18 protein-coding genes are annotated in these 22,946 nt (G+C 74.6%); 12 read left to right on the top strand and 6 right to left on the bottom strand.

Annotation, left to right across the window (positions count from 1 at the left end; translation table 11 throughout):
- The first annotated feature begins 15 nt into the window (after window positions 1-15).
- The 10 genes from IEZ00_RS28590 (at window position 16) to IEZ00_RS28545 (ending at window position 8,881) form a co-directional block, all read left to right on the top strand.
- Complete coding sequence (locus tag IEZ00_RS28590) at window positions 16-744, top strand: CIS tube protein (protein WP_209618203.1); 729 nt, start codon at window positions 16-18, stop codon at window positions 742-744.
- On the top strand, window positions 741-2,444 hold the full coding sequence (locus IEZ00_RS28585; RefSeq protein WP_189226456.1) for a VgrG-related protein: 1,704 nt from the start codon (window positions 741-743) through the stop codon (window positions 2,442-2,444). Before IEZ00_RS28590 ends, IEZ00_RS28585 begins: the two co-directional genes overlap by 4 nt.
- A gap of 44 nt (window positions 2,445-2,488) precedes the next feature.
- Entirely contained in the window at window positions 2,489-2,803 is a 315-nt protein-coding gene (locus IEZ00_RS28580) for a PAAR domain-containing protein (protein ID WP_189226455.1), read from the top strand.
- Window positions 2,800-3,210 carry a GPW/gp25 family protein gene (locus IEZ00_RS28575; RefSeq protein ID WP_189226454.1) on the top strand — a complete coding sequence of 137 codons (411 nt, stop codon included), beginning with the start codon at window positions 2,800-2,802 and terminating at the stop codon, window positions 3,208-3,210. Before IEZ00_RS28580 ends, IEZ00_RS28575 begins: the two co-directional genes overlap by 4 nt.
- Window positions 3,210-5,147: a putative baseplate assembly protein gene (locus IEZ00_RS28570; protein WP_189226453.1), complete on the top strand. Its 1,938-nt coding sequence runs from the start codon at window positions 3,210-3,212 to the stop codon at window positions 5,145-5,147. The genes IEZ00_RS28575 and IEZ00_RS28570 overlap by 1 nt, the downstream gene beginning before the upstream one ends.
- Window positions 5,144-5,683 carry a phage tail protein gene (locus IEZ00_RS28565; protein ID WP_189226452.1) on the top strand — a complete coding sequence of 180 codons (540 nt, stop codon included), beginning with the start codon at window positions 5,144-5,146 and terminating at the stop codon, window positions 5,681-5,683. The genes IEZ00_RS28570 and IEZ00_RS28565 overlap by 4 nt, the downstream gene beginning before the upstream one ends.
- A complete protein-coding gene (locus IEZ00_RS28560) occupies window positions 5,680-6,726 on the top strand; it encodes an NADase-type glycan-binding domain-containing protein (protein ID WP_189226451.1) in 1,047 nt (348 codons plus the stop codon). Before IEZ00_RS28565 ends, IEZ00_RS28560 begins: the two co-directional genes overlap by 4 nt.
- Window positions 6,727-6,874: 148 nt before the next feature.
- A complete protein-coding gene (locus tag IEZ00_RS28555; protein ID WP_189226450.1) occupies window positions 6,875-7,906 on the top strand; it encodes an NAD-dependent epimerase/dehydratase family protein in 1,032 nt (343 codons plus the stop codon).
- A gap of 128 nt (window positions 7,907-8,034) precedes the next feature.
- The gene (locus IEZ00_RS28550; protein ID WP_229796171.1) at window positions 8,035-8,658 is read left to right on the top strand and encodes a helix-turn-helix transcriptional regulator; all 624 of its coding nucleotides are present in this window, start codon (window positions 8,035-8,037) and stop codon (window positions 8,656-8,658) included.
- A 1-nt stretch (window position 8,659) separates the two neighbouring features.
- Window positions 8,660-8,881 carry a hypothetical protein gene (locus IEZ00_RS28545; protein WP_189226449.1) on the top strand — a complete coding sequence of 74 codons (222 nt, stop codon included), beginning with the start codon at window positions 8,660-8,662 and terminating at the stop codon, window positions 8,879-8,881.
- Here IEZ00_RS28545 and IEZ00_RS37875 read toward each other — a convergent pair.
- Entirely contained in the window at window positions 8,874-12,365 is a 3,492-nt protein-coding gene (locus tag IEZ00_RS37875) for an ATP-binding protein (protein ID WP_189226448.1), read from the bottom strand. The genes IEZ00_RS28545 and IEZ00_RS37875 overlap by 8 nt on opposite strands.
- A 19-nt stretch (window positions 12,366-12,384) precedes the next feature.
- Window positions 12,385-15,762 (bottom strand): ATP-binding protein, encoded by a 3,378-nt coding sequence (locus IEZ00_RS28535; RefSeq protein ID WP_189226447.1) that lies wholly within the window; start codon window positions 15,760-15,762, stop codon window positions 12,385-12,387.
- A gap of 608 nt (window positions 15,763-16,370) precedes the next feature.
- Between IEZ00_RS28535 and IEZ00_RS28530 the strand changes: the two genes are divergently transcribed.
- On the top strand, window positions 16,371-16,853 hold the full coding sequence (locus IEZ00_RS28530; RefSeq protein ID WP_229796170.1) for a YybH family protein: 483 nt from the start codon (window positions 16,371-16,373) through the stop codon (window positions 16,851-16,853).
- 45 nt (window positions 16,854-16,898) lie between these two features.
- Window positions 16,899-17,255, top strand: coding sequence for a hypothetical protein (locus IEZ00_RS28525; protein ID WP_189226446.1), 357 nt, complete (start codon window positions 16,899-16,901; stop codon window positions 17,253-17,255).
- A gap of 52 nt (window positions 17,256-17,307) precedes the next feature.
- On the opposite strand, the gene IEZ00_RS28520 is transcribed toward IEZ00_RS28525, so the two are convergent.
- The 4 genes from IEZ00_RS28520 to IEZ00_RS28505 are packed head-to-tail and all read right to left on the bottom strand — an operon-like array spanning window position 17,308 to window position 22,634.
- Window positions 17,308-18,585: a cation:proton antiporter gene (locus IEZ00_RS28520; RefSeq protein ID WP_189226445.1), complete on the bottom strand. Its 1,278-nt coding sequence runs from the start codon at window positions 18,583-18,585 to the stop codon at window positions 17,308-17,310.
- 13 nt (window positions 18,586-18,598) lie between these two features.
- The gene (locus IEZ00_RS28515; RefSeq protein WP_229796169.1) at window positions 18,599-19,990 is read right to left on the bottom strand and encodes a cytochrome P450; all 1,392 of its coding nucleotides are present in this window, start codon (window positions 19,988-19,990) and stop codon (window positions 18,599-18,601) included.
- The gene (locus tag IEZ00_RS28510; RefSeq protein ID WP_189226444.1) at window positions 19,987-21,066 is read right to left on the bottom strand and encodes an alpha-hydroxy acid oxidase; all 1,080 of its coding nucleotides are present in this window, start codon (window positions 21,064-21,066) and stop codon (window positions 19,987-19,989) included. Before IEZ00_RS28510 ends, IEZ00_RS28515 begins: the two co-directional genes overlap by 4 nt.
- Entirely contained in the window at window positions 21,063-22,634 is a 1,572-nt protein-coding gene (locus IEZ00_RS28505; RefSeq protein WP_189226443.1) for an NAD(P)-binding domain-containing protein, read from the bottom strand. The genes IEZ00_RS28510 and IEZ00_RS28505 overlap by 4 nt, the downstream gene beginning before the upstream one ends.
- Between the last annotated feature and the right edge of the window lie 312 nt (window positions 22,635-22,946).

Raw genomic sequence — 22,946 nt, 5'->3', positions numbered from 1 at the left:
AAGGAGAACCACCTCGTGCCGAAGAAACCGGGGGCGAGCCTGGTCAAGGCCCGCCTGGTGATCATGGAGCCGCCCGCCAAGGTCGGCGCGAAACCGGGGGCGAAGCTGTCCACCGTCCAGTTCCAGTTCAACCCCGGCACCCTGGCGCTGGCCAAGAACACCGAGTGGCGGCGCAAGCCCTCGCGCATGGCGGGCCAGGCGTCGCTGCCGGAGTTCGTCGGCAGCGGGCCGCGCACGCTGAGCGTGGACGTGTTCCTCGACGCCACCGCCACCCACGACAACTCCGTGGAAACGGGGGTGGAGAAGCTGATGGTGGCCTGCGTGCCCACCAAGAAGAGCATCCAGAAGAAGAAGCCCGCCAGTCCGTGGGTGCGCTTCGAGTGGGGCACCGCCAAGTCGGTGTCCTTCGACGGCGTGCTGTCGAGCCTGTCGGTGGACTACTCGCTGTTCGACGTGGACGGCAAACCGCTGCGCGCCACCTGCTCGCTGTCGATCGAGGAGGCGGGGGTCGACACACCCGGCCAGAACCCGACCTCCGGCGCGCTGGAGGCCAGCCGCACGCACCGCGTGGTCGCGGGCGACAGCCTGCCGCAGCTGGCCTGGCGCGAGTACGGGGACGCGACCGCGTGGCGGGTCATCGCCGAGGCCAACGGCATCGACGACCCGCTGGTGCTGCGGCCCGGCACCCGACTGGTCGTGCCCGTCCTGGAGGACGGCGTGCCGGAGCCGGAGGGCAGCCGGTGAGCGCCGCCCGCGCCGCCGGGCGCTCCTTCGCCGCGGCCCCCGTGGTGATGGCGCCGAACGAGGTGCCCGCGCCCTGGGACCGGGAGCTGGTCAGCTGCGTGGTGGACGAGAGCGTCGGGGTGCCCGACACCGCCGTGCTGACCTACAACGACGCCGACCGCGAGCTGCTGTCCTCGACCGGCATCACCATCGGCACCGTGCTGAAGGTCTACGCCTCGACCGTGCGGACCGGTGCCAGGGAACTGCTGTTCAGCGGCGAGGTGACCGCGGTGGAGATGGAAGTGGACAGCTCCGGCACCTTCACCGTGGTGCGGGCCACGAGCAGGGCGCACCGGCTGTTCCGGGGCCAGCGGGTGGAGGCGTTCACCAACATGTCCGCCTCCGCGGTGGTGCGCAAGGTCGCCCGCAACGCGGGGCTGTCCGTCGGTCGGGTCGAGACCTCGCGCATCACCTACAAGCACCTGAGCCAGCCCGGTGTGTCGGACTGGGACTTCCTGCAGATGCTCGCCCAGGAGCACGGCGCCCTGGTGCGGGTCGACGACAAGGGGCGGCTGGAGTTCACCAAGCTCAAGCCCGCCGCCACGGCGCCCAGCCCGAGCACCTCCTCCGACCAGGACCCCCGCGTGCTGGAGTACGGCAAGAACCTGTTCGTGCTGCGGGCCGCCCTGGGCAGCGCGGAGCAGGCCAACGGCGTCGAGGTGCGCGGCTGGGACGTGGCCAAGAAGAAGCCGTTCGTGGCCAAGCAGAGCACCACGGCCAGCAAGACCGTCAAGCCCGGTCTGTCCGCGCTGACCGCGAGCAAGAGCTTCCGCACCAAGGCGCGGGCGCTGGTGGTGGACACGCCGTACGCGACCCAGGCCGAGGTGCTCGCGGCGGCGCGGTCGCTGGAGGCGTCGGTCGGCGCGGGCTTCGGCGAGCTGGAGGCCGTGGTGGAGGGCAACCCGGTGCTGCGCGCGGGCGTGCCGGTGGCGCTCGCGGGCGTGGGCGCGGCGTTCAGCGGTCGCTACACGGCCACCGCCGTGACGCACGTGCTCGAACCCGACGCGGGCTACCGGACCACCGTCGTGGTCAGCGCCTCCCACGACCGCTCGCTGGCCGGGCTCGTCGCGGGCGCGGGCGTGCCCGCGCGCGGCACCCGGATGCCGGGTCTGGCCACCGGCATCGTCACCGACATCAAGGAAGCGGGCGGCCAGCGCGGCTGGGTGAAGTTGAAGTTCCCGTGGCTGGACGACAAGTACGTGACCGACTGGGTCCGCACCGTGCAGCTCGGCGGCGTGGGCGGTGGTGGTGTGTTCAGCCCGGACGTCAACGACGAGGTGCTGGTCGGCTTCGAGCAGGGCAGCCTCGACCGCCCTTACGTGCTGGGCGGGCTCTACAACGGGGTGGACGAGCCGTCGCCGCACGACCAGCCGCTGGTCGACCGCCGCAGCGGCAAGGTCAACCGCCGCTCGCTGGTGTCCCGCGAGGGCAACCGGTTGGAGCTGCTCGACGGCACCAGGACCTCGGGCGTGCGGCTGGTCAGCGGCGACAAGCGCTTGGAGGTCAACATCGACGAGAAGCGCGGCAGGCTGGAGCTCACCGTGCGCGGACCGGGCGGTCGCCGGGTGCTCAGCTCGCTGCTGATGAACAGCACCGGCATCACCCTCGACGCCAAGAACGGCCTGGTGCAGATCAAAGGCAGGCTGATCCGGCTCAACTGAAGCGCGCCCGCCCCGACCACCACGACACGTCAGGAGAACCCGCCATGCCCCCCGCTGCCCGCCTGGGTGACAAGACCTCCCACGGGGGCACCCTCGCCCCGCCGCCGCCCCCGCTGGCGGTGCGGGTGTCGACCGTGCTGATCGAGGGCGTGCCCGCCGCCGTGGTCGGCAGCGTGCACGCCTGCGTCAAACCGCCCGACCCCCTGCTGGGGCCGTCCAACGTGGTCATCCCGCGACCGGGACCGCCCAGGACCGTCCTCATCGGCGGCGTGCCCGCCGCGGTCGTCGGCGACCGCTCCACCTGCCAGGCCAGCATCGTCATGGGCGCGAAGACCGTGTTCATCGGAGGACCGCTGTGAACGCCGACTTCATCGGCCGGGGCTGGGGTTTCCCGCTGCGGGTAGGACCCACCGGCGGCATCGGCATGGTGGAGGGGGAGCAGGAGATCCAGGAGGCGATCCGGCTCATCCTGGGCACCGCGCCCGGCGAGCGGCCGATGCGGCCGGAGTTCGGCTGCGGCATCCACGAGCACGTGTTCGCCCCGGCCGACCACGCCACCGCGGGCGACATCGCCCGCGAGGTGCGCGCCGCGCTGGACCGCTGGGAGCCGCGCATCGAGACCACCGACGTGGTCGTGGCGTTCGACTCGGTCGAGATCGGCACCCTCTACATCGACGTGCGCTACACCATCCGCTCCACCAACGACCAGCGCAACCTGGTCTTCCCCTTCTACACCATCCCCTCCGAGGAAGTGGAGGCAGGCTGATGGCACTGCCCGCGCCCAATCTGGACGACCGGCGCTTCCAGCAGCTGGTGGACGAGGCCAAGCGGTACGTCCAGCAGAGCAGTCCGGAGTGGACCGACCACAACGTCTCCGACCCCGGCGTGACGCTGATCGAGACCTTCGCGCACATGGTGGACCAGCTGGTCTACCGGCTCAACCGGGTGCCGGACAAGAACTACCTGGCGTTTTTGGACCTGCTGGGGGTTCGGCTGTTCCCGCCCACCGCGGCCAGGGCGGCGGTCACCTTCTGGCTGTCCGCGCCGCAGCCGGAGACCGTGCTGCTGGCCGCGGGCACTGAGGTGGCCACGGCGGGCGGCGACACCGCCGACGAGGTCGTGTTCGCCACCACCGACGAGCTGGCGATCGTGCCCTGCGCGCTGGACCGGCTGGTCACCAGGTCCGCCGACGGTGATCACGTCGACCGCACCAGGGATCTGGAGTCGGGCAAGGACGTGCCCTGCTTCCAGGCCGCTCCGGCGGTCGGCGACGCCACCCTGTTCGGCCTGTCCGCCGCCGTGCCCCGGTGCGCGGTGGTGGTGCGGCTGGACAGCCAGGTCGAGGGCATCGGCGTGGACCCCCGCCAGCCGCCGCTGGTGTGGGAGGCCTGGGACGGCCAGGGGTGGGTGGCGTGCGAGGTCGACGAGGACAGCACCGGTGGCCTCAACCGGCCCGGCGACGTGGTGCTGCACGTCCCCGCCGGGCACACCGCCTCGGTGGTCGCCGGGCACCGCGCGGGCTGGCTGCGCTGCCGGGTCACCGAGCCCCTGCCCGGTCAGCCCTTCTACGCCGAGTCCCCGACCGTGCGCGAGGCCGAGGCGTTCACCATCGGCGGCACCACCATCGCCGAGCACGCGGGCACCGAGGTCGACGTGCCGCTGGGGGAGTCGGCGGGCGTGCCGGGCCAGCGGTTCGCCCTGCCCGACGCGCCGGTGCTGCTGGACGGCGAGCCGGTGGTGGTGCAGGTAGCGGAGGGCGATGGCTGGCAGGACTGGACCGCGGTGCCCGACTTCGGCACCTCCGGTCCCGATGACCGGCACGTGGTCCTGGACGCCGCACTGGGTGAGGTGCTGTTCCCGCCCGCGGTGCGCGAGGCCGACGGAACGCTGCGCCGCTACGGGGCGGTGCCGCCCAAGGGCGCGGTCCTGCGGGTGCCGCGCTACCGCACCGGGGGCGGCCGGTCCGGCAACGTGGCGCGTGGCGCGATCTCGGTGCTGCGCAGCTCCGAGCCGTACGTGGCGGAGGTGGAGAACCGCGAGGCGGCCACCGGCGGGGTGGACGCCGAGACCGTGGAGGAGGCCAAGCTGCGGGTGCCGCACCAGATGCGGGTGCAGGAGCGCGCGGTGACCGCCGCCGACTACGAGCTGATCGCCCGGCAGGCGGTGCCGTCGCTGGCCAGGGTGCGCTGCCTGCCCGCGCACGACGCGGGCGGCGCGCGGGTGCTGCTGGTGCCCGACGCGGTCGCCGACGAGGGCGACCGGCTGCGCTTCGAGCAGCTGGTGCCCTCCGACGAGGTGCTGGCCTCGGTGGCGCGGCAGCTGGACGAGCGGCGACTGCTGGGCACGCGCCTGGTCGTGGAACCCCCGCGCTACCAGGGCGTCACGGTGGTCGCGCGGCTCGTCGCGGCGCGGGCCGACGCCAACCTGGTGCGGGAGTACGCCCTGCGGGCGCTGCACCGCTACCTCAACCCGTTGCGCGGCGGCCAGGACGGCACCGGTTGGGAGTTCGGCAGGCCGGTCCAGTTCGGCGAGGTCTTCGCGGTGCTGCAGCGGGTCGCGGGCGTGTCGCTGGTGCAGGAGGTCCGGCTGTTCCCGGCCAACCCCATCACCGGGGCGCGCGGCGCGCCGGTGGAGCGGCTGGAGATCGCGCCCAACGCGCTGGTGTTCTCCTACCAGCACCAGGTCGCGGTCGGCGCACCGTGAGCAGGGCGGCGCTCCCGGAGGTGCCCAGCAGGCACCCGCTGGGCGCGATGCTGCCCGCGCTGTACGCCGCGGACGGGTTCACCCAGCGGTTCACCGCCGGGCTGGACGCGGTGCTGTCCGCCATATTGTCCACTTTGGACAACCTGTCCGCCTACCTCGACCCGGCGCTGGCGCCGGAGGACTTCGTGGCGTGGTTGGCGTCCTGGGTGGCGGCCGAGACCGATCCGGGGTGGCCGCTGGAGCGGCGCCGCGAAGTGGTGCGGCGCGCCGTGGCGCTGCACCGCAACCGGGGTACCGCGCGCGGTCTGGTGGAGCGGCTGGAGCTGTCGCTGGGGGTGCGCGCCGAGGTGCTGGACGGCCCCGGCGCGCGCTGGTCGGCTGTGCCGGACACCGAGCTGCCCGGCGGGGCGGGGCAGCCGGTGGTGGTGCGGGTGCGGCCGGGCCGGTCGGGCCCGGTGGACCGGGAGCGGGTCGAGGCGCTGGTCGCCTCGGTGTGCCCGGTGCACGTCACCTGTGTGGTCGAGGTGCTGCCGTGAGCGCGCGGTCGTGCCCGCAGTGCGGCGCCCCGGTCGCCCCCACCGACGACTTCTGCGGCAACTGCGGCAACTACCTGGGCTGGGCCGCCGATCCGGGGCGGACGGCCGGGAGCGGCTCCGCGACGCGGGATGGGGCGGCGGTACCGCCCGAACGGACGGCGGGGCGGGTGGACGCGGTGCCGCGCGAAGCGGACGACGCCGCGCACCAGGCCCGCTCAACCCCCGTGCCCCCCGCCCCGATGCCGCCGGTCCGGACGTCGCCGGGGGAGCCCCCGCCCGCCGCCCGGCTGGGACCGGTCCTGCCCGGCAGGCCGGAGGCCAAGCGCCCGCTGCCCACCGCGGCGGCCGAGGCGGCGGTGCACGGTCCGCCGTGCCCGAACTGCGGCACCGCCAACCCGCCGGGACGGCGCTTCTGCCGCCGCTGCGCCACCCCGCTGCACCAGGGGCAACGCCCGGCCGGCGGCCCGCGCCGCCGCCGCTGGCGGTGGCGCGGCGACCGCTCCCGCTGGTTGCGCAGGCTGGCCGCGCTGCTGGTGGTGGCCGCCCTGGTGGCCGCGCTGTGGGTGTTCCACCCCCGGCTGCTCGCGCTGTGGGAGGACCTGCGCGACCGAATCGCGAATCCCGCGCCGGTCGCGCCGACGAGCACCACGGCCAGCGCGGCCGTGCCCGACCACCCGGCCGCTGCCGCCGCCGACGGGTTGTCCAACCGCTACTGGGGCGCGCCCGCCGTGGGCGACTCGGTCGACTTCGGCTTCGACGAGCCGTTCCGGCTGCTGTCGGTGGTGGTGCACGCGGGCGCGTCCGCGGAAGAGGAGGGCTTCGTCGCGCAGGCCCGGCCGTCGTCGCTGGAGCTGGTGGTGACCACCGCGGACGGCGGCACGCGCACGCTGCCGGTGACCCTCGCCGACCAGCCGGGCCCGCAGCGCACGGACACCGGCATCAGCGACGTGGTGCGCGTCCGGGTCGTGGTGCGCTCCGCCACCGGTCTGGCGCCGGGCGGGCACATCGCGCTGGGCGAGGTGGAGTTCTTCCGCCGTCCTTGACCGCGGCATTCGGGCAGTCCCACCGGGGAGATCGGGCAGCGGTGGGCTCGGGAGCCGCGATCCGGTCCGGGAGAGCGCACCACCTCCTCGGGCCTCTTGGTCGTCGGCCCTCCATGGACAGAAGTGGCTGCTGAACGTGAGGAGAGACATGGACATCGCAGTGGTCACCGGACCGGCCAGTCTCGTCGGCGGGGAGGCGGTTCGGGTGTTCGCGACCCGGTTCGACCTCGTCGTCGGACTCGGCGACCGGCCACGGCGGCAGCAACCGCCGAACTTCCGCTCCCACCCGGTGGACCTGCGCGACCTCGCCGCGGTCACCGGGGTGCTGCGCGACTACGGCTCGGACGTGCGGCTGGTCGTGCACACCGCCGCGCACCCCGGGGGCGATCGCGGCGAAGAGCTGCCGTCCTTCGAAACCGCCGCGTTAGGCACGGTCAACCTGCTGGAAGCGGTCCGCCAGCACGCCCCGGACGCGGTGTTCGCTCTGGAGTCCACGGTCGAGGTCTACGGCGACGTGCCCAACGCCTTGCCGCTGGTGGAGACGCCGACGAGGTGGGAGCTGGACCCCGGTCACCCGTGGCACGAGCACGGCGTGGACGAGTCCATGGGCCTGGACCGGGCCGACCGCGCGTTCCCCGCCGTGCCGGTGCTCGCCGCCGACCTCACCGCGCAGGACCACGCCCGGCGGCTGGGCATGAACGTCGGCGTCTTCCGCGCGGGCACCGTGGTCGGGGCCGAAGGGCGGCTCGGCCTGCTGCCCACCCTGGTCCGCGACGCCGTGCGCGGCGTGCCGTTCACCATCCGCGGCCACGGCGGCAAGCAGGTGCGCGACGTGCTGGACGCGGCCGATCTGGTCGAGATGTTCTGGCACTTCTACCGCAACCCCCGGCCGGGCGCGGTCTACCACGCGGGCGGCGGGCGGGACCGGGCGGGCTCGGTCCTGGAGATCATCGCCGAGTACGAGCACCTGACCGGTCGGGAGGTGCGGTTCGACTACGACCCCGAACCGGGCTACGCCGACGTGCGGTGGTGGCTCACCGACACCGGGCGCTTCCGCCGCGACTACCCGCTCTGGCGGCCCACGCGCGGTCTGACCGACCTGCTGGCGGCGGCGCACCGGTACTGGAGCGGGGTCCCGAAGGTAGTCCTTGACCGGGGGATCGGCGCCGGTGTTGAGTGACACCGGCTTCCGACCGGCGAATCCGCACGTCCCGAGTGGTGTGCAGAAGGTCTGTAGACGTGTTTGAGAACGCGTGAAGCCGGTCCTCCCAAACTCGGTTGTGCAAGCCGGGACTGTGGGAGGCAGTGGTGGAGCAGCAAGTTCGGGTCGTCGTTCAGGCAGTGGATCACCTCAGCATGGCCGGGCTGACCAGCTACCTCGGGGCGCGTCCCGAGATCGTGCTGGTGGGGGGAGACCAGCGGGCCCAGGCCGACGTCACCGTGGTGGCGGTGAGCAGGTTGACCGGGGAGGTGACCGCGCGCCTGCGCCGGGCGGCTGCGGAGTCCCGCACCCCGGTGGTGCTGGTGCTGGACGAGGTGGGCGAGGCCGACGTGCTCACCGCCGTGGAGTGCCGGGTGGTGGCGATCCTGCCGCGCGCGGCGGCGACCGGGGACCGGGTGCTGCGCGCCGTGCTGGCCGCCTCCTCGGGCGGGGGCGTCATGCCGCCGACCATGGTGGCCGAGCTGCTCGACCACGTGCGGCGGTTGCAGCGGGAACTGGTGACGCCCGCGTCCGACGCGGGCAAGCTCACCGCCCGCGAGGCCGACGTGCTGCGGCTGATGGCCGAGGGGCTGGACACCGCGGAGATCGCCACCACGCTGTGCTACTCGGAGCGGACGATCAAGAACGTCTTCTACGGCATCACGACCCGGCTGAACCTGCGCAACCGCCCGCACGCCGTCGCCTACGCCTTGCGCAAGGGGATGATCTGAGATGACCGCTCGGGGGGAGCAGGGGGTGGAGGAACTGGCCAGGTTGCGCGACGGCGTGGACGTGGCGCTGCGCAGCATCCGCGCGGGCATCCCGGTCACCCGGCCCGCGCGGGCGGCGGAGGCGGACTGGGCGATGTCCGCCGACGGCGTGATCGGCGCCCCGCCCGCGCCCCGCGGCGGTGAACCGGACTCGGCGGGTGGCGGCAGGCACCGCCTCAGGTGACGCGGGCGGTCGCGCGGCGGATGTCCCAGGTCGCGCCCATCCCCCGGTACAGCCCGACCGCCTCGCGCAGCGCCTCCTCGGCCTGCGGCGTGCGCGCCTGGCGGGACAGCAGGGCCGCTCGGTCCTCCAGCGTCTGCGCCAGCTCGAACACCCGGCCGACCGACCGGTAGTGCGCCGCCACCGCCAGCAGCCCGTCCGCGTCCCCGTCGAGCAGGCACCGGCAGCGCCTGGCCGCGGCCGCCGCCCGCGCCGAGGCGCCCTCCGCGGCCGACTCGGCCTGGCAAGCCGCCGCGGCGGCTTGCGCGGTGGCCAGGTCATCGCGGGCCAGCGCCAACCGCACCAGCTCGGGCAGCCACTGGTGGCGCAGCATCATCTGGGCGTGGCGGGGATCCAGGATCGCGCCGAGCAGCTCCACCGCCCGCGCGTCCTCGCCCCGGCGGGCCGCCTCCGCCGCCCGCGCCGCCACCAGGAAGTCGCAGTTCTCCTGATCCGCGACGCTGACCAGGGGCAGGTCCGCTCCGGCGGCGAGGTGGTCGCGCAGCCGGGAGTCGTCGTCGCGGTGCGCGGCGATCAGCGCGGCGACCCCGTGCAGCAGCAGCACCGGCCCGCCTTCACGCAGCCCGAAGCCGGTGAACTCCGGATCGTCCGCGACGATCGCGTCCAGCCGTGCCGCCGCGTTATCCCAGTCGCCCAGCCAGAACCGGTGCACGGCGGCGGTCACCTGCAACCCCGCCACCGGGGCGCCCGCGCCCGCCGTGGCGAAGGCCCGCTCCAGCGACTCGGTGGCCTCGTCCAGCCGGTCCAGGCACTGGAGGGTGAAGACCCGGTTGTCCAGCAGCACCAAGCGCAGGTCGGCCAGGCCGGGAGCGGTGCCGACCACCTCCAGCGCCCGGTCCAGGTGCCCGATCGCGCGCGGGTAGTTCCGCCGCACCGCGTCGACCTGCCACAGCACCCCCAGCGCCTGGCCGGTGGCGAACGGGTCGTTCGCGCGCTCACCGGCCGCCACGGCCTGCCGGGCGCTGGCCGCCGCCGCGTCCAGCTCGCCCACGCCCGCCCGCTGCACCAGGGCGAGCAGCGACAGCAGCCGCGCCCGCCAGGTGTCGGTCAGCGCCGGGTCGGCCAGCGCCTCGCGCAGCGCCTCCAGCGCCTCGTGCGGGCGGGAGGCCCGGTAGGGCACGTAGGCCAGCGTCCAGCGCGCCTCGCCGATCCGGTCCGGCGCGCGCAGCCGGGGCAGCGCCCGCCTGGCGTGCTCGGCGGCCTCGGCGTCACGGCCGACGCGGAACAGCGCGCTGCTGAGGTGGACGGTCAGCGTCGCGACGTGCTCACCGCGCGCGGCGGGCGAGCGCAGACCGCGCTGGAGCAGTTCCACGGCCACCAGCGGTGCCCAGCGCACCAGCGCGGGCGCCCGGTCCATCAGCCACGGCACCGCCCACGAGCCGATCTCCTCCGAGGAGGCGGACAACTGCCCGGCCACCTCCTCCTCCGCAGCGCCGGACGCCGCCAGCGCCTGCGCGGCCTGCTGGTGCAGTGCGGTGCGCAGCGGCGCAGGCGTCGCCTCGTACAGCACCTGCCGCAGCAACGGGTGCCGGAACCCCATGCGCGGGCCCGCGTCGCGCAGCACGCCCGCCGCCACCGCCTCGGTGAAGGCGGGCAGCAGTTCGGGCACCGGTTTGCCGAGCACCACCGCCAGCGCGCCGACGGAGAACTCCCCGCCCAGCACCGCCGCCCACCGCAGCACCTCCCTGGTGGGCGCGGACAGGAAGTCCAGCCTGCCGGTCACCGCGGACACCAGCGACCGCGGCGCGCGGTCCAGCGCGTCGGGCGGCACCTCGGCCACCCCGGTGTCGATCCGCACCGCGTGCTCGTGCACCAGCGCGTCGACCACTTCCCGCGCGTAGAGCGGGTTGCCGCCCGCCATCGCGGCGATGCGGCGCAGCGCCGGACCGGGCGGCGCGCCGACCAGTTCGCCCACCAGGTCCGCGACGGTGTCCTCGGGCAGCGGGGCCAGGTCGAGCACCGCGCCGCCCGCCGTGCTCACCGCTTGCCGCAGCCGGGCCACGTCGGCGCGGTGCGGCACCGGCCGGGCGACGCCCACCAGCAGCAACGGCAGTCTGCGGGTGAGGACGACCAGCCGGTGCCACAGCCGCGCGCTGCTCTCGTCGGACCACTGCAAGTCGTCCAGCGCCACCACCAGCGGGTGGTGCGCGGCCAACCGCTCCACCAGCTCCACCAGCCGGTCGACGGCCACCGCGATCGGGTCGGTGGCGGTGAGCAGGGAGCCGTCGGCGGGCCGGTCGTCGCGCAGCGCCCGCGCGGTGGCCGCGCGACGCGGGTCCGGCGCACGCGGGTCGACGCCGAGGCAGTCCAGGGCCAGCCGCAGCGGGAACCGGGCGCCCAGCTCGTCGCCCGCGGCGTGGGCCACCTGGTGCCCGGCCGCGCCCGCCGCGGCCAGCACGGCGGCGAGCAGGGCGGACTTGCCGATACCCACCTCGCCCTCGATCCACAGGGTCCGGCCGCGTCCGGCCGAGACGTCCTCGACCAGGCCGTGCGCGACGGCCAGCTCGGCGTCCCGGCCGAGCAGCAGCGGCGCCCGCGTGTCGGACCGGCTCGGCCTGCTCGACGGGGCCGGGCCCACCACCTCGGCCCGCGCGCGGGCGGTGTCGACCGGTGGTCGGGGGCGGTCGGGCACCGGCACACCCCCCAGCACGGGCTGCTCGTTGCGCAGCACCCGCTCGTGGGCGGCGCGCAGCCCCGGTCCCGGCTCGACGCCCAGCTCGGCCCGCAGCACCCGCCTGGCCTCGCGGAAGACCTCCAACGCCTCCGCGTTGCGCCCGGTCCGGTGCAGCGCCGTCATCAGCAGCTCCCGCGCGCGCTCGCGCAGCGGCTCCTCGGTGACCAAGGCGCCCAGTTCACCGATCACGTCCAGGTGGATCCCCGCGACCAGCGCCGCTTCGGCGCGCAGTTCCCGCGCGGAGGCGCGCAGCTCGGCCAGCCGCACCCGGTGCGCCCGCGCGACCGGACCGTCCAGCCCCGCCAGCGGAGCGCCCCGCCACAGCGCCAGCGCCGCGTCCAGCGCGCGCACCGCCCCTTCCGGGTCACCGCTGTCGAGCCGTTCCCGCGCGCGTTCCCGCAGCGCCGTGAACTCGGCCACGTCGGAGGCGTCGGGGGCCAGCACCAGCCGGTAGCCCGAGCCGACCGACTCCAGCAGCCGGGAAGCCGTGCCGCGCGCCCGCTCCGGCTCCAACGCCTTGCGCAGCACCGAGACGTAGGTGTGGACGCTGCCCTCCGCGGTCGCGGGCGCGTCATCGCCCCACACGCCCCTGATCAGCTCGTCCCGCCGCACCGGCACGCCGGGGCGCAGCGCCAGCACCGCGAACACGCCGCGTTGCCGCGACGAGCCCAGCGCCACCTCCCGCTCGCCCGACCACGCCCGCACCGGACCCAGCAGGGCGACGCGCAGCGGCTGCGCCGTTGGAGCCGTCATGCCTTCCCCCTCCTCCACCTCATGGACGCCCGTGCGACCCCACTTCGACCCGTCGCGCGTCCAGCTCCGCGCCCATGCCGCGGTAGAGCGCCGCGGCCTCGGCCGACGCCGCCAGCGCCCGCGTCCGCTCACCGCGCGCGGTGAGCAGCGTCGCGGCGTCCTCCAGCGCCTCGGCCAGTTCGACCGGTCTGCCCACCTCCCGGTACCGCGCCGCCGCGGCCAGCACGGGCGCCGGGTCGTGCTCGACCAGGCCCCGGCAGTGCTCGGCGACGTAGAACGCGCCCGCGGGTTTCCGCTCCACGGCGGCTTCCTCCGCGGCCACCTCCGCGACGCGCTCGGCGACCCCCGGCTCACCGGCGGACAGCGCGAACCGGGCGAGGGTGGGTAACCACTGGTGCCGCACAACCCCCCGAGGAGGCCGCAGCAGGGGGCGCAGCGCGGCGACGGCTTCGTCGGGGCGACCGGCGGCTCGCGCGGTGAACGCGCGCGCGGCCAGCAGGAAGTCGACGCTCTCGTGCTCGACCGCGGTGGTCAGCGGGTAGTCGGCGGCGCGCAGGTGCTCCCGCGCCATGCCCAGGTGGCCCCGCCGGGCCGCCACCACGGCCGCGACACCCTGCGCCAACAGGACGGAACCGCTGTCCAGCAACGCGTGCGAACTCGCGTCCGCGCAGGCGACCTCGCGCACCGCCCCGTCCCACCGGCCCATCCAGTAGTCCTGCACCGCACGGGCGACGTGTGCCTCGGCCGCCGAAGGGGTGCCCGCGGCCACCTCCCGGCTCTCCCGCAGCACCGCGTCGGCCTCGTCGAGCCGGTCCAGCTCGCGTAACGCCGCCGCCCGGTCCAGGGACAGCGCGGTGCGCAGCCCGGCGTCCCGCACCTGCCGCGTCCCGACCACCGCCAAGGCGAGCTCGGCCTGCAGCAACGCCTCCTCGTGGTCGCGCCGGGCCGACCCGATCCGCCCCAGCGCCTGGTGGGCGTGTGCCTGCGCGAAGCCGTCGTCGGCTTCGCGCAGCGCCTGCCAAGCCGTCTCCTCGGCCGCCTCCGGCTCGCCCAGCCCGTCGCACTGCACCAGCGCCAGCAGCGCCGCCAGTCGCGCCCGCCACACCGGCGGCACCCCGTCGTCGGCGATGGCGTCCCGCAGCACCGCCGCCGCCTCGGCCGCCGCGCCGTCGAGGTGGCGCAGGCGGGCCAGCACCCAGCGCATCTCGGCGGTCAGGTCCTGGTCCTCGGTGCGGGCCAGCACGTACCGGACCTCGGCGTCGGGCCGCCTGCCCAGCCGCAGCAGCAGGCGGGTCAGCCGGGCGGCCAACCGCTCCCGGTGCGCGGGGTCCACCGCGGGCTGGTCGATCGCGGTCCGCAACAACCCGGCCGCCACCTCGGGCGCGCGTTCGGCCAGCCGGTCCGCGTTGGCCAGCAGCCAGTCCACCACCCAGGCGTCGATGGCGGACGGGGCGGCGGCCAGCTGCGTGGCGACCACCTCGACCGGGGCTCCCGCGTCGGCCAGCGACTGGGCGGCCTGGCGGTGCAGCGCGGTGCGCACCGGCCCCGGCAGGCCGCGGTGCAGGGCGTGCCGCACCAGCGGGTGCCGGAAGGCGAGCTTCGCGCCCGACTCCACCAGCACGCCCGCGGCCGTCGCCTCGTCCACCGCGGCCACCAGGTCCGAAACCGGGCGCCCACCCGCCGTCGCGGCGTCGGCGGGCGAGAACTCCACGCCCAGCAGCGCGCCCCAGCGCAGCACCTCGATCGCCTGCGGCGACAGGAAGGCCAGCTGCTGGTTCAGCGCGGCCACCAGGGCAGGCGAGACCTCCTCCTCGGCGAACTCGTCCACCTCGGCCACGCCGTCGTGGAACTCGACCGAGCCCTCCCGCAGCAGCGCGTCGACCACGCCCCTGGTGTAGCGCGGGTTGCCGCCCGCGCAGCCGACCAGCCGCCTCAGGCCCGCGCCCGCCGGGGCGCCCAGCAGGCCGGTCAGCAGGGCGTCGACCTCCGGGGCGGGCAGCGGGTCCAGCTCGACCACGTCGCCACCCGCGTCGACCACCGCGCGGCAGGCCCGGTCGACGTCGTCGCGCCGCGGCACCGGGCGCGCGGCGGCCACCAGCAGCAGCGGCAGCTCGTCCACCAGCCGCAGCAGCTGCCGCCAGACCAGGACGCTGACCTCGTCGGCCCACTGCAGTCCGTCGACCACCAGCACCAGCGGCGCCCGCGCGCACAGCTCGGCCACGAAGGCGAGCACGCGCTCGGCGGCCAGTGCGACCGGGTCGCTCGCGGCCCACGGCGGCGCGGCTTCCGCCGGGTCGGCCAGCGCCCGCGCCAGTGCCGCGCGCCGGGGGTCGGGGGAGCGGCCGGTCACTTCCAGGCCGTCCAGCAGCACGCGCAGCGGGAACCGCCCGGCCAGCTCGTCCACCGCCACCGAGGCCACCTGGCACCCGAACTCGGCGGCCCCGGCCAGCCCGGCGGTCAGCAGCGCGGTCTTGCCGACACCCGGCTCGCCCGCCAGCCACACCGCGCGCCCCCGGCCCGCCGCCACGTCGGTGACGGCCCGGCGCAGCAGGTCCAGCTCGCGGTCGCGGCCGACGAGCCCGTTCCCGGCCACGTCGGGGGTCCACCGGGCGGGGCCACCCGGCGCGGGCGCGGGGGCGCCACCGAGCGCCTCGCGGTGCGCCCGGCGCAGCGCCGGGCCGGGTTCGATGCCCAGCTCCACCACCAGCGCGCGGCGCGCCTCGCGGTAGACCCGCAGCGCCTCGGCCTGCCTGCCGCCCCGGTGCAGCGCGGTCACCAGCAGCGCGAGCAGCCCTTCCCGCAGCGGGTGCTTGGTGGTCAGCCCGGACAGCTCCGCGATCACGTCGGCGTGCCTGCCCAGCGCCAGCGCCAGCTCGGCGCGCCGCTCCACGGTGGCCAGCCGCAGCTCCGCCAGGCGCGCGCGCTGCGACTCGGCGAAGGGGCCGGGGACGCCGAGGAGCGCGTCACCGCGCCACAGCGCCAAGGCGTCGTCGAGTTCCCCGAGCGCCGCCTCCGGGTTGGTCTCGGCGAGGACCTGGGCGCGCTTGCGGTGCTGCTCGAACCGGTGCACGTCCAATGCGGACGGGTCGATCTGGAGCGAGTAGCCCGCGCCCGTGGACACGACGACCTCCGCCGCCGACCGCTTGGAGCGGTGGGGTTCGAGGACGCCGCGCAGTCCGGACACGTAGGTGTAGAGGCTCGCCGCGGCCGTCGCGGGCGGCGACTCGCCCCACACGCCGTCGATCAGCTCGTCGCGGGAGACGGCCTGGCCCACCCGCACGGCGAGCATCGCGAACACCGCCCGGCGTCGCGCCGCGCCGATGTCCACGCCCTGCCCGTCCCGCCAGGCGCGCACCGGCCCGAGCAGCGCCACGGAGAGCGGCGAGGCGGTGCTCACGGCCGTTCCCGGAGGTCGTGCTCGGCATTCCGACCACGCGGCACCCGGTGGCCGGGGTCGTTGTCCGGTGCTGTGCTCAACCGCGTTAAAGGCCTGGTTCGTCCGAGTGGGTGGGGCATGTCCCCTGCTTTGCTCCGAGGTTATCACGATACCGATCTTGGCGCGTTGAGCTGCGGTTTTAACCGGTTGCGAAGCTGTCCGTTTCCTGTCGATCGATTTGTCGCGCTTTCTGGGGCGGGTTCTGCGGGCATGCTCCGGCCGATGTGGTACAGCGGTTGCGGAACTGCTGCTTACCGGCTTTGTGAGGCGGTATTGCGGAAGTCTCCTGGGCTGTTCGCGCGGCGGTCCGGCGGTGTCCTCCGGTCCTCCGGTGGTCTCATGGTGCCGACGCTATGCGGAGTGCCGGGGGGTCGTCATCGCCCGTGGAAATGATCCCGCCTACCTCCGTGGGGGTAGGTCATCGGCCGTTCGGGGGTGGCCGGCCGGACGGGGCGAGGATCGGACCCCTGGTCGGGGCGCGAGGGTGGGAGCGGCGCACCCTGGTAGGCCGCCGAGCGGCTTCCTAGCGTCGTGGTCGACAGGATTCCGCTCAGCAGAAGGGAAAGCCGGTGACGAACGCTTCCGACGTGGAGGTGGTCGGTGCCCTGCACCGCGACTGGGTGTTCGGCTGGGAGCGCAACCCCGGCGACGCGCCGTTCGACTTCCGGGACGTCCAGGGCGCGCGCTACGACTGGGACTTCGACGGGGTCGTCCTGTACGACGACTTCGACCCCGCGCACCGCGTCGCGCGCGGTGCCGGGGAGTACGCCGAGATCTGGGAACCGGCCTTCCGCGACCTGCGCCTGGCCCACCACCGCGTCGCCGCGGGGCCTGACGTGGTGGTCTCGGGCGATCTCGCCGCGTCGTGGCTGGTGTTCGTCGCCCGGCTGGAGGACCTCAGCGGGACGGTGACCGGCATCCGCACCACGACATCGCTGGTGTGGCGCCGGACCGGGGAGCACTGGAAGATCGTCCGGGAGCACAACTCCTCGGTTGTGCTGGAGGCGGATGAACTCGATGCGGCGATGGCGGACGTGCCGGTCACGCGGTAGTTGTGTACCGAGGCAACCCGTTGGAGCGAGGAGGTGCGGCGAGCGATGCCGAAGATCGATTTCCCGCTGGCCCTCCCGCGGCGGTTCGAGGTGTGGTCCTACCGGGCCCCGCACGGCGTCCTCGTGCTGCGCAGCGACAAGGGCGCCGACGCGCCGACGCGGGTCGACGTGGTGTTCCGGGCGGTCTCCGAGGTGAAGCTGGCCACCGTGATGACCAACCTGGTGGTGGACCGGGCGGGCGGCGCCTACACGCTGGCGTCCAACGAGATGCCGGACGCCTACGTCGTCGCGGCCAACGCGCTGGTGTTCGAGGACGACCTGGAGGGCGGGCAGCCCTCGGTCGCCGAGGACCCGGCGCTGGAGCGCCACGTCATCCGGTCGCTCTACCACCACCGGTACTGACCGGTGGGCAGCGCGCCGCACGGGGGTGCGGCGCGCTGCCCACCGGCGGGGCTCACGCGGGCGGAGAGGTCACCCCCACGGCGGGCGGCAGCACGGCCCCGGTCGTCCCGCGAGCGCGGTCGCGCCGGTCGAACCAGGACAGCAGCGGCGTCGCCATCACCGTCGTGACCAGCGCGACCACCACCAGCGCGCTGAACAGCGCCTGGGTGACGATGCCCGCCGCCAGGCCGATGTTGATCGCGATGAGCTGCATCAGGCCCCGCGCGTTCATCAGCGCGCCCACCCGCAGCGCCACCGGCTGCGGCTCCCCGGCCACCCGCGCGGCCAACCAGCAGGCGCCGAACTTGCCCACCACCGCCACCACCACGCACCCCACGGTGAACAGCAGCACCGAGCCGCTGCCCAGCAGCGCGAAGTCGGTGTTGAGCCCGGAGTAGGTGAAGAACAGGGGCAGGAACAGCGCCCCCACCGGCTGCAGCGCCTCCACCGCCCGGTCCAGCCGCTCGGAGCGCGGGAACACCACACCCAGGCTGAACGCACCGAACACCGCGTACAAGCCGATGACGTCGGTGTACCAGGCGGCCAGGAACAGCACCGCCAGCACCACCAGCAGCAGGTTCTCCGAGGTGATCCGGTCGGCCAGCGGGATGGCCCTGCCGTGTGCCCGCAGCACCAGCGCCAGCAGGGCCAGCAGCACCACCGAGCCGCCGAGGGTGAACGCCACCGGTCCGATGCTGCCGCCCGCGATGCTGAGCACCCCGGCCAGCAGCACCCAGGCCGCGGCGTCGTCCACCGCGCCCGCGCCCAGCGACAGGGCGCCGAAGCGGCTGCTGGTCAGGCCGCGCTCGGTGATGATGCGGGCCAGCATCGGGAACGCGGTGATCGCCAGGGACACGCCGACGAACAGCATCGAGACCAGCAGCGGCACGTCGTCGGGGAACACGTCCACCCGCCCGTCGGCCAACCAGGTCAGGCCGATGCCCAGCAGCAGCGGCGCCGCCATGCCCACCGCGGAGACCAGGCCCGCCGAGCGCGCCACGCCGCGCACCCGGTCGAGGCGGAACTCCCAACCCGCGCGGAACATGAACGCCACGAGCCCGATCTGGCCCACGACGTAGAGCACCGGCCGCAGCTCGCGGGGGAACAGCTCGGCCTCGACACCGGGAAGCAGCGCGCCCAGCAGGGACGGGCCGAGCACCACGCCCGCCACCATCTCGCCGACCACGGGAGGTTGCCCCACGGCGCGCAGCAGCCTGCCGACGACCCGGCAGGTGAACAGGACGACCACGACCGCGAGGAAGAACGCGGGTGCCAATTCGGTAGGGGTCAACGTGCCTCCCGTGTCAGCTGTGAACCACCGGGCAGCGCCCGGCGGGGGGAGCGGCGGCGGTGTCCTGGGCGTCGAAGTACCGGCCCGCGAGCCGCAGGCGGCGGGCGTCGAGCACCATGGCGGTGCCCAGCACGAGCTGGACGACGCTGCGCGTCACGTCCTCCCAGCGGTCGCGCAGCCGCACGAAGGCCCGCAGCGCCCGCAGCCTCCCCGGTCGCGGCGGCGCGTCGTGCGGCACGAGCAGGCACGGCGCCCGGTGCGGGATCGAGCGGGTGTGCGAGGCGGTGGACTCCAGCCGGAACCGCCGCAGCACCTCTCGCGTCGCGGCGCGCAGGGCCAGCGGCGCCAGCCGCCACGCCGGGCACGGCCGGTTGGCGGCCACCCCGAAGGGGATGTGGTGGGCCTCCCGGAGCGACAGCCGCTCCCATCGGTCCGGGTCGAACTCGTCGGGCCGGTCGTAGCCGGTGGCGTGGTAGTCGGGGTAGCTGAAGCACACCACCGACCCGGTGGGCAGCACCGTCCGGTCGTCCAGCCGCACCTCGCCGGTGGTGATGCGGTGGGCGATGCCGAACAGCGGGTAGAGCCGCATGGTCTCGTCCATGACGTGGCCGAGGTAGCGGTCGTCGTCGGGGTCGGCGGTCAGCCGCCGCCGCACGTCCGGGTGCTGGGCGATGGCCAGCAGCAGGTGCGCCGACGCCTCGGACATCTGCACCACGGCGGTGTTGAAGAAGGTGCCCTGGAGGTAGTGCACCCGCTCGGCGGTGCTCAACGACGGGGGCAGCTCGTGCGGCACGTCCCCCGCCTCGACGCGGGCCCGCAGGTAGCGGGTGAGCCGGGCGCGGCGGCGCGGGTGGCGCAAGCCGGTGCACTTGAGCGAGGTGACGACGTCGTCGGCGTGCTCGACGATCAGCTCGCGCGCCCGCCGCGGGCAGGGGGAGCGGAACACCAGTTCGTAGAAGAACTCCGCCCACACCGGCATCATCAGGTCGCGCAGCCGCACCAGGCTGGTGCGGTCGGCGGGCAGCGCGTCCAGCGCGGCGGCCGTGGCGCGGGCGGCGGCCTCGGCCAGCGCGGCGGACGAGCCCGCGAGGATCCGCCGGGTGGCGCGGGCCACCTCGTCGTAGCGGGGGCCGTCCTCCAGGTGCTCCTGGTGCACCTCGGGACCGGGGGAGAGCCAGTACCAGAACAGGTCGGACAGACCCGCGCCGCGGCTGCGGCCGTTGACGGCGGGATCGGCGTAGACCCGCTCGAAGACCTCGGGACCGTGCTCGGCGTTGGGCAGCGTCACCACCCGGTCGCCGTTGACCAGCTGGAACACCCGGACGCGCAGGTCGACGACTCGACCGGGCAGCCAGCGCGGCGCGGTGAGCACCGCGGCGGCCGCCAGCAGGGGCAGGACCTTCACCGCACGCCTGCCCCTCGGCGCACGACCAGGTCGCCGGTGAGGTCGGCGTTGCCGCGCGCACCGCACAGGGCCAGCGCGTGGTCGTACTCGTCGAGCAGGGTGTCCAACACGCGCCGCACCCCCCGCTCGCCCTCGGCGGCCAGGCCCCACAGCACGGGGCGGCCGACGCCGACGGCGGTGGCGCCCAGCGCCAGCGCGATCGCCACGTCGGCGCCGCGCCGCACTCCGCCGTCGAGCAGCACCGGCACGCGCCCGGCCACCGCCTCGACCACCGCGGGCAGCGCGTCGACCGCGGCGGGCACCGCGTCGAACTGGCGTCCACCGTGGTTGGACACCACGACGCCGTCGACGCCGCCCGCCACCGCCAGCCGCGCGTCGGCCGGGTGCAGCACGCCTTTGAGCAGCACCGGCAGCGCTGTCATGGCGCGCAGCCGGGCCAGGTCGTCCCAGGACAGCTCCGGCGACATGGCGATGGGGCGGGTGCCTCCCGGTGGTCCGCCGGGCAGGTCGCGCATGTTCTCCGCGGCGTAGCCGGGCGGCAGGTCGGTGAAGCCGTTGCGCAGGTCCCGCTCGCGCCGCCCGAACACCGGTGAGTCCGCGGTGACCACGAGCGCGGTGCACCCGGCCCGCTCGGCCCGGCGCACCAGGCACTCGGTCACCTCCGGGTCGGGCTGGAGGTAGAGCTGGAACCACACGGCGGCATCCGGGTCCACCGCGCGGGCCGCGCGGACGACCTCGGCGACCGCCGTGGTGGCGGCCAGGCCGGTGACCAGCACGACGCCCGCCGCCGCGGCGGCCCGCGCGGTGGCCAGCTCCCCGTCGGGGTGCGCCAGCCGGTGGAACGCGGTGGGGGCGACCAGCACCGGCGCGGTGGCGGGCGCGCCGGGCAGGCGCACCGCGGTGTCCCGGACCGCGCTGCCGCGCAGCACCCTGGGCAGCAGCGCGAGCCGGTCGAAGGCGCGCTCGTTGTCGGCCAGCGCGCGCTCGCCGCCCGCGCCACCGGCCACGTAGTCGTAGAACACCGGGTCGAGCACCTCGCGGGCCCGGTCGTGCAGCGCGGTGAGCACGCCGGTCACGGCAGGGCCGGGACGGGCGCGGCCAGGTGGACGCGCAGGAACTCCCGCAGCGGGGCGCGGTGCACCGCCTCGCTGTCCCACTCGTTCTCCAGGTTCTCGGTGATGTGGTGCTCGCCGACGAGCTCCCCGTCCCGGTGCAGCCGCACCACCGGGTGCAGGTAGCGGCCGTCCAGGCCCTGCACGTCGTCCTGGGACTTGCGGCCGGCGGTCACCTCGAACGGGTCCACCGCGTCGTGGTCGGCGCCGTACTCCAGGGTGATCACGGCGTGCGCGGCGACCGGCCCGAAGTCCCCCCGAGGCACGGCGACCCGCGCGTGGTCCACGGGCACCTCCTCGGCGTAGCGCAGGTTGCCGTCGGGGGCGACCAGCAGCACGTCGCCGAGGAAGGCGAACTGCTGCCACAGCGCGGAACTGGTGTTGACGCGGCGGATGACCTCGTCGACCGCGGCTTCCACCTCGTGGCCGAGGTCGGCGGTGGGCCAGCCCACGCCGTGGTGGCGGTGTTCGAGAATGCGGTGCAAGGCCCGCACGCCATACCGGAAACCGTGGATGAAACCGCTGGTCGACTTCTTGAAGTCGCGTACCTGGGTGATCGTGCCCGCGAAGTGGACATCGGGCACGTTCGTCGACTCCCAGGTCTCGGTCTGGGCCGGGAACCGGTCGTTGATGGTCAGCTCGGGGCGGCATTCCGGGGCGAAGAGCGAGGCGTCGAAGCGGAATCCGGTGGCCAGGATCACGCGGTCGTAGCGAATTTCCTTGACCACCTCGTCGACCCGCTCGAACGCGACTTTCACGTAGTATCCCGACTCATCCCGGCGAATGGCCACCACCCGGCCGTCGAGCACCGCGTTCTGAGATTTGAGCTGGTAGGTGTCGAGGAAGTTGTTGTTCACCGCCCGCAGGTGGCCGACGAAGTGCGTGCGCCACGCCAGGCGCAGCGAGCCCGCGCCCACCACGTGGATGACCGCGGCGGTCTCGATCAGGTTGTCGGCGGTCTCGAAGGCGGAGTTGCCGCGTCCCACGATCAGCACCCGCTGACCGGTGAAGTCGTCCGGGTCGGTGCTGACCGCGTCGTAGCGCTCGGCCAGCTCGACGCCCTCGAAGGTGGGCAGGTTGGGCAGCGAGACGCCGGTGGCGACGATCACCCGCTTGGCGCGGAAGGTGTTCCCGTGCTGGTCGACGGCCTCGAACTGGTCCGGCCTGCTGATCCGGACCAGCCGGGTGCGGTACCGCACGTCGATGCCGTGGGTGGCGGCGAAGTCGGCCAGGTAGCCGACCATCTCGTCGGCGTGGGGGAAGTAGCGCGGCGTGCGGGCGGTGAACAGCGGGGCGTGCTCGTCGGACAGCAGCGAGTTCCAGTCGTTGCGCAGCCGCAGCTCGGGGTCGTCCCACCCGGTGTGCACCTTGTTGATCGAGATGAGCTTGCGGTGTCGGGGGAAGCGGGTGAAGAAGGTGCCGGGCGCCTCGCCCGATTCGACTACCAGGTAGCTCCGCCCGGCGCGGGCGAGGAAATACCCCGCCTGCAGGCCCGCCGGGCCCGCGCCGATCACCAGGTAGTCTACTTCCACCGCGCTGGGCATAGCGTTCTCCCGTCGTCGTGCTGGCGATTCGGGACGTTAGTTGATTCTTAAATGAGGTAGCTAGATACACCTCATGTGATCTGCGTCACGTACAATTGGGGTATCGAAAACAAATGATCGCCGATAAGTCGTGCTCCGAATGGACTCAATTGCTGTCGGCGAGCTGTCGATTTCTTCTCGCGCTGGTCGCGCGGTGGTAGGCAATTGGCCCGCAACGCGTCGCGCCGAGCGGTCGCACGCGCTTCCCGCCGTGCGCGCCGCTCCGCTCCGGCCGCCACGTCCGGGTGAGCCCGGGCACCT

Source organism: Saccharothrix coeruleofusca, assembly GCF_014648515.1.
In the GTDB taxonomy this organism is placed as follows: Bacteria; Actinomycetota; Actinomycetes; order Mycobacteriales; family Pseudonocardiaceae; genus Actinosynnema; species Actinosynnema coeruleofuscum.
The sequence above is the reverse complement of the archived record's forward strand: the minus strand, read 5'-3'. Positions and strand labels throughout refer to the sequence as shown.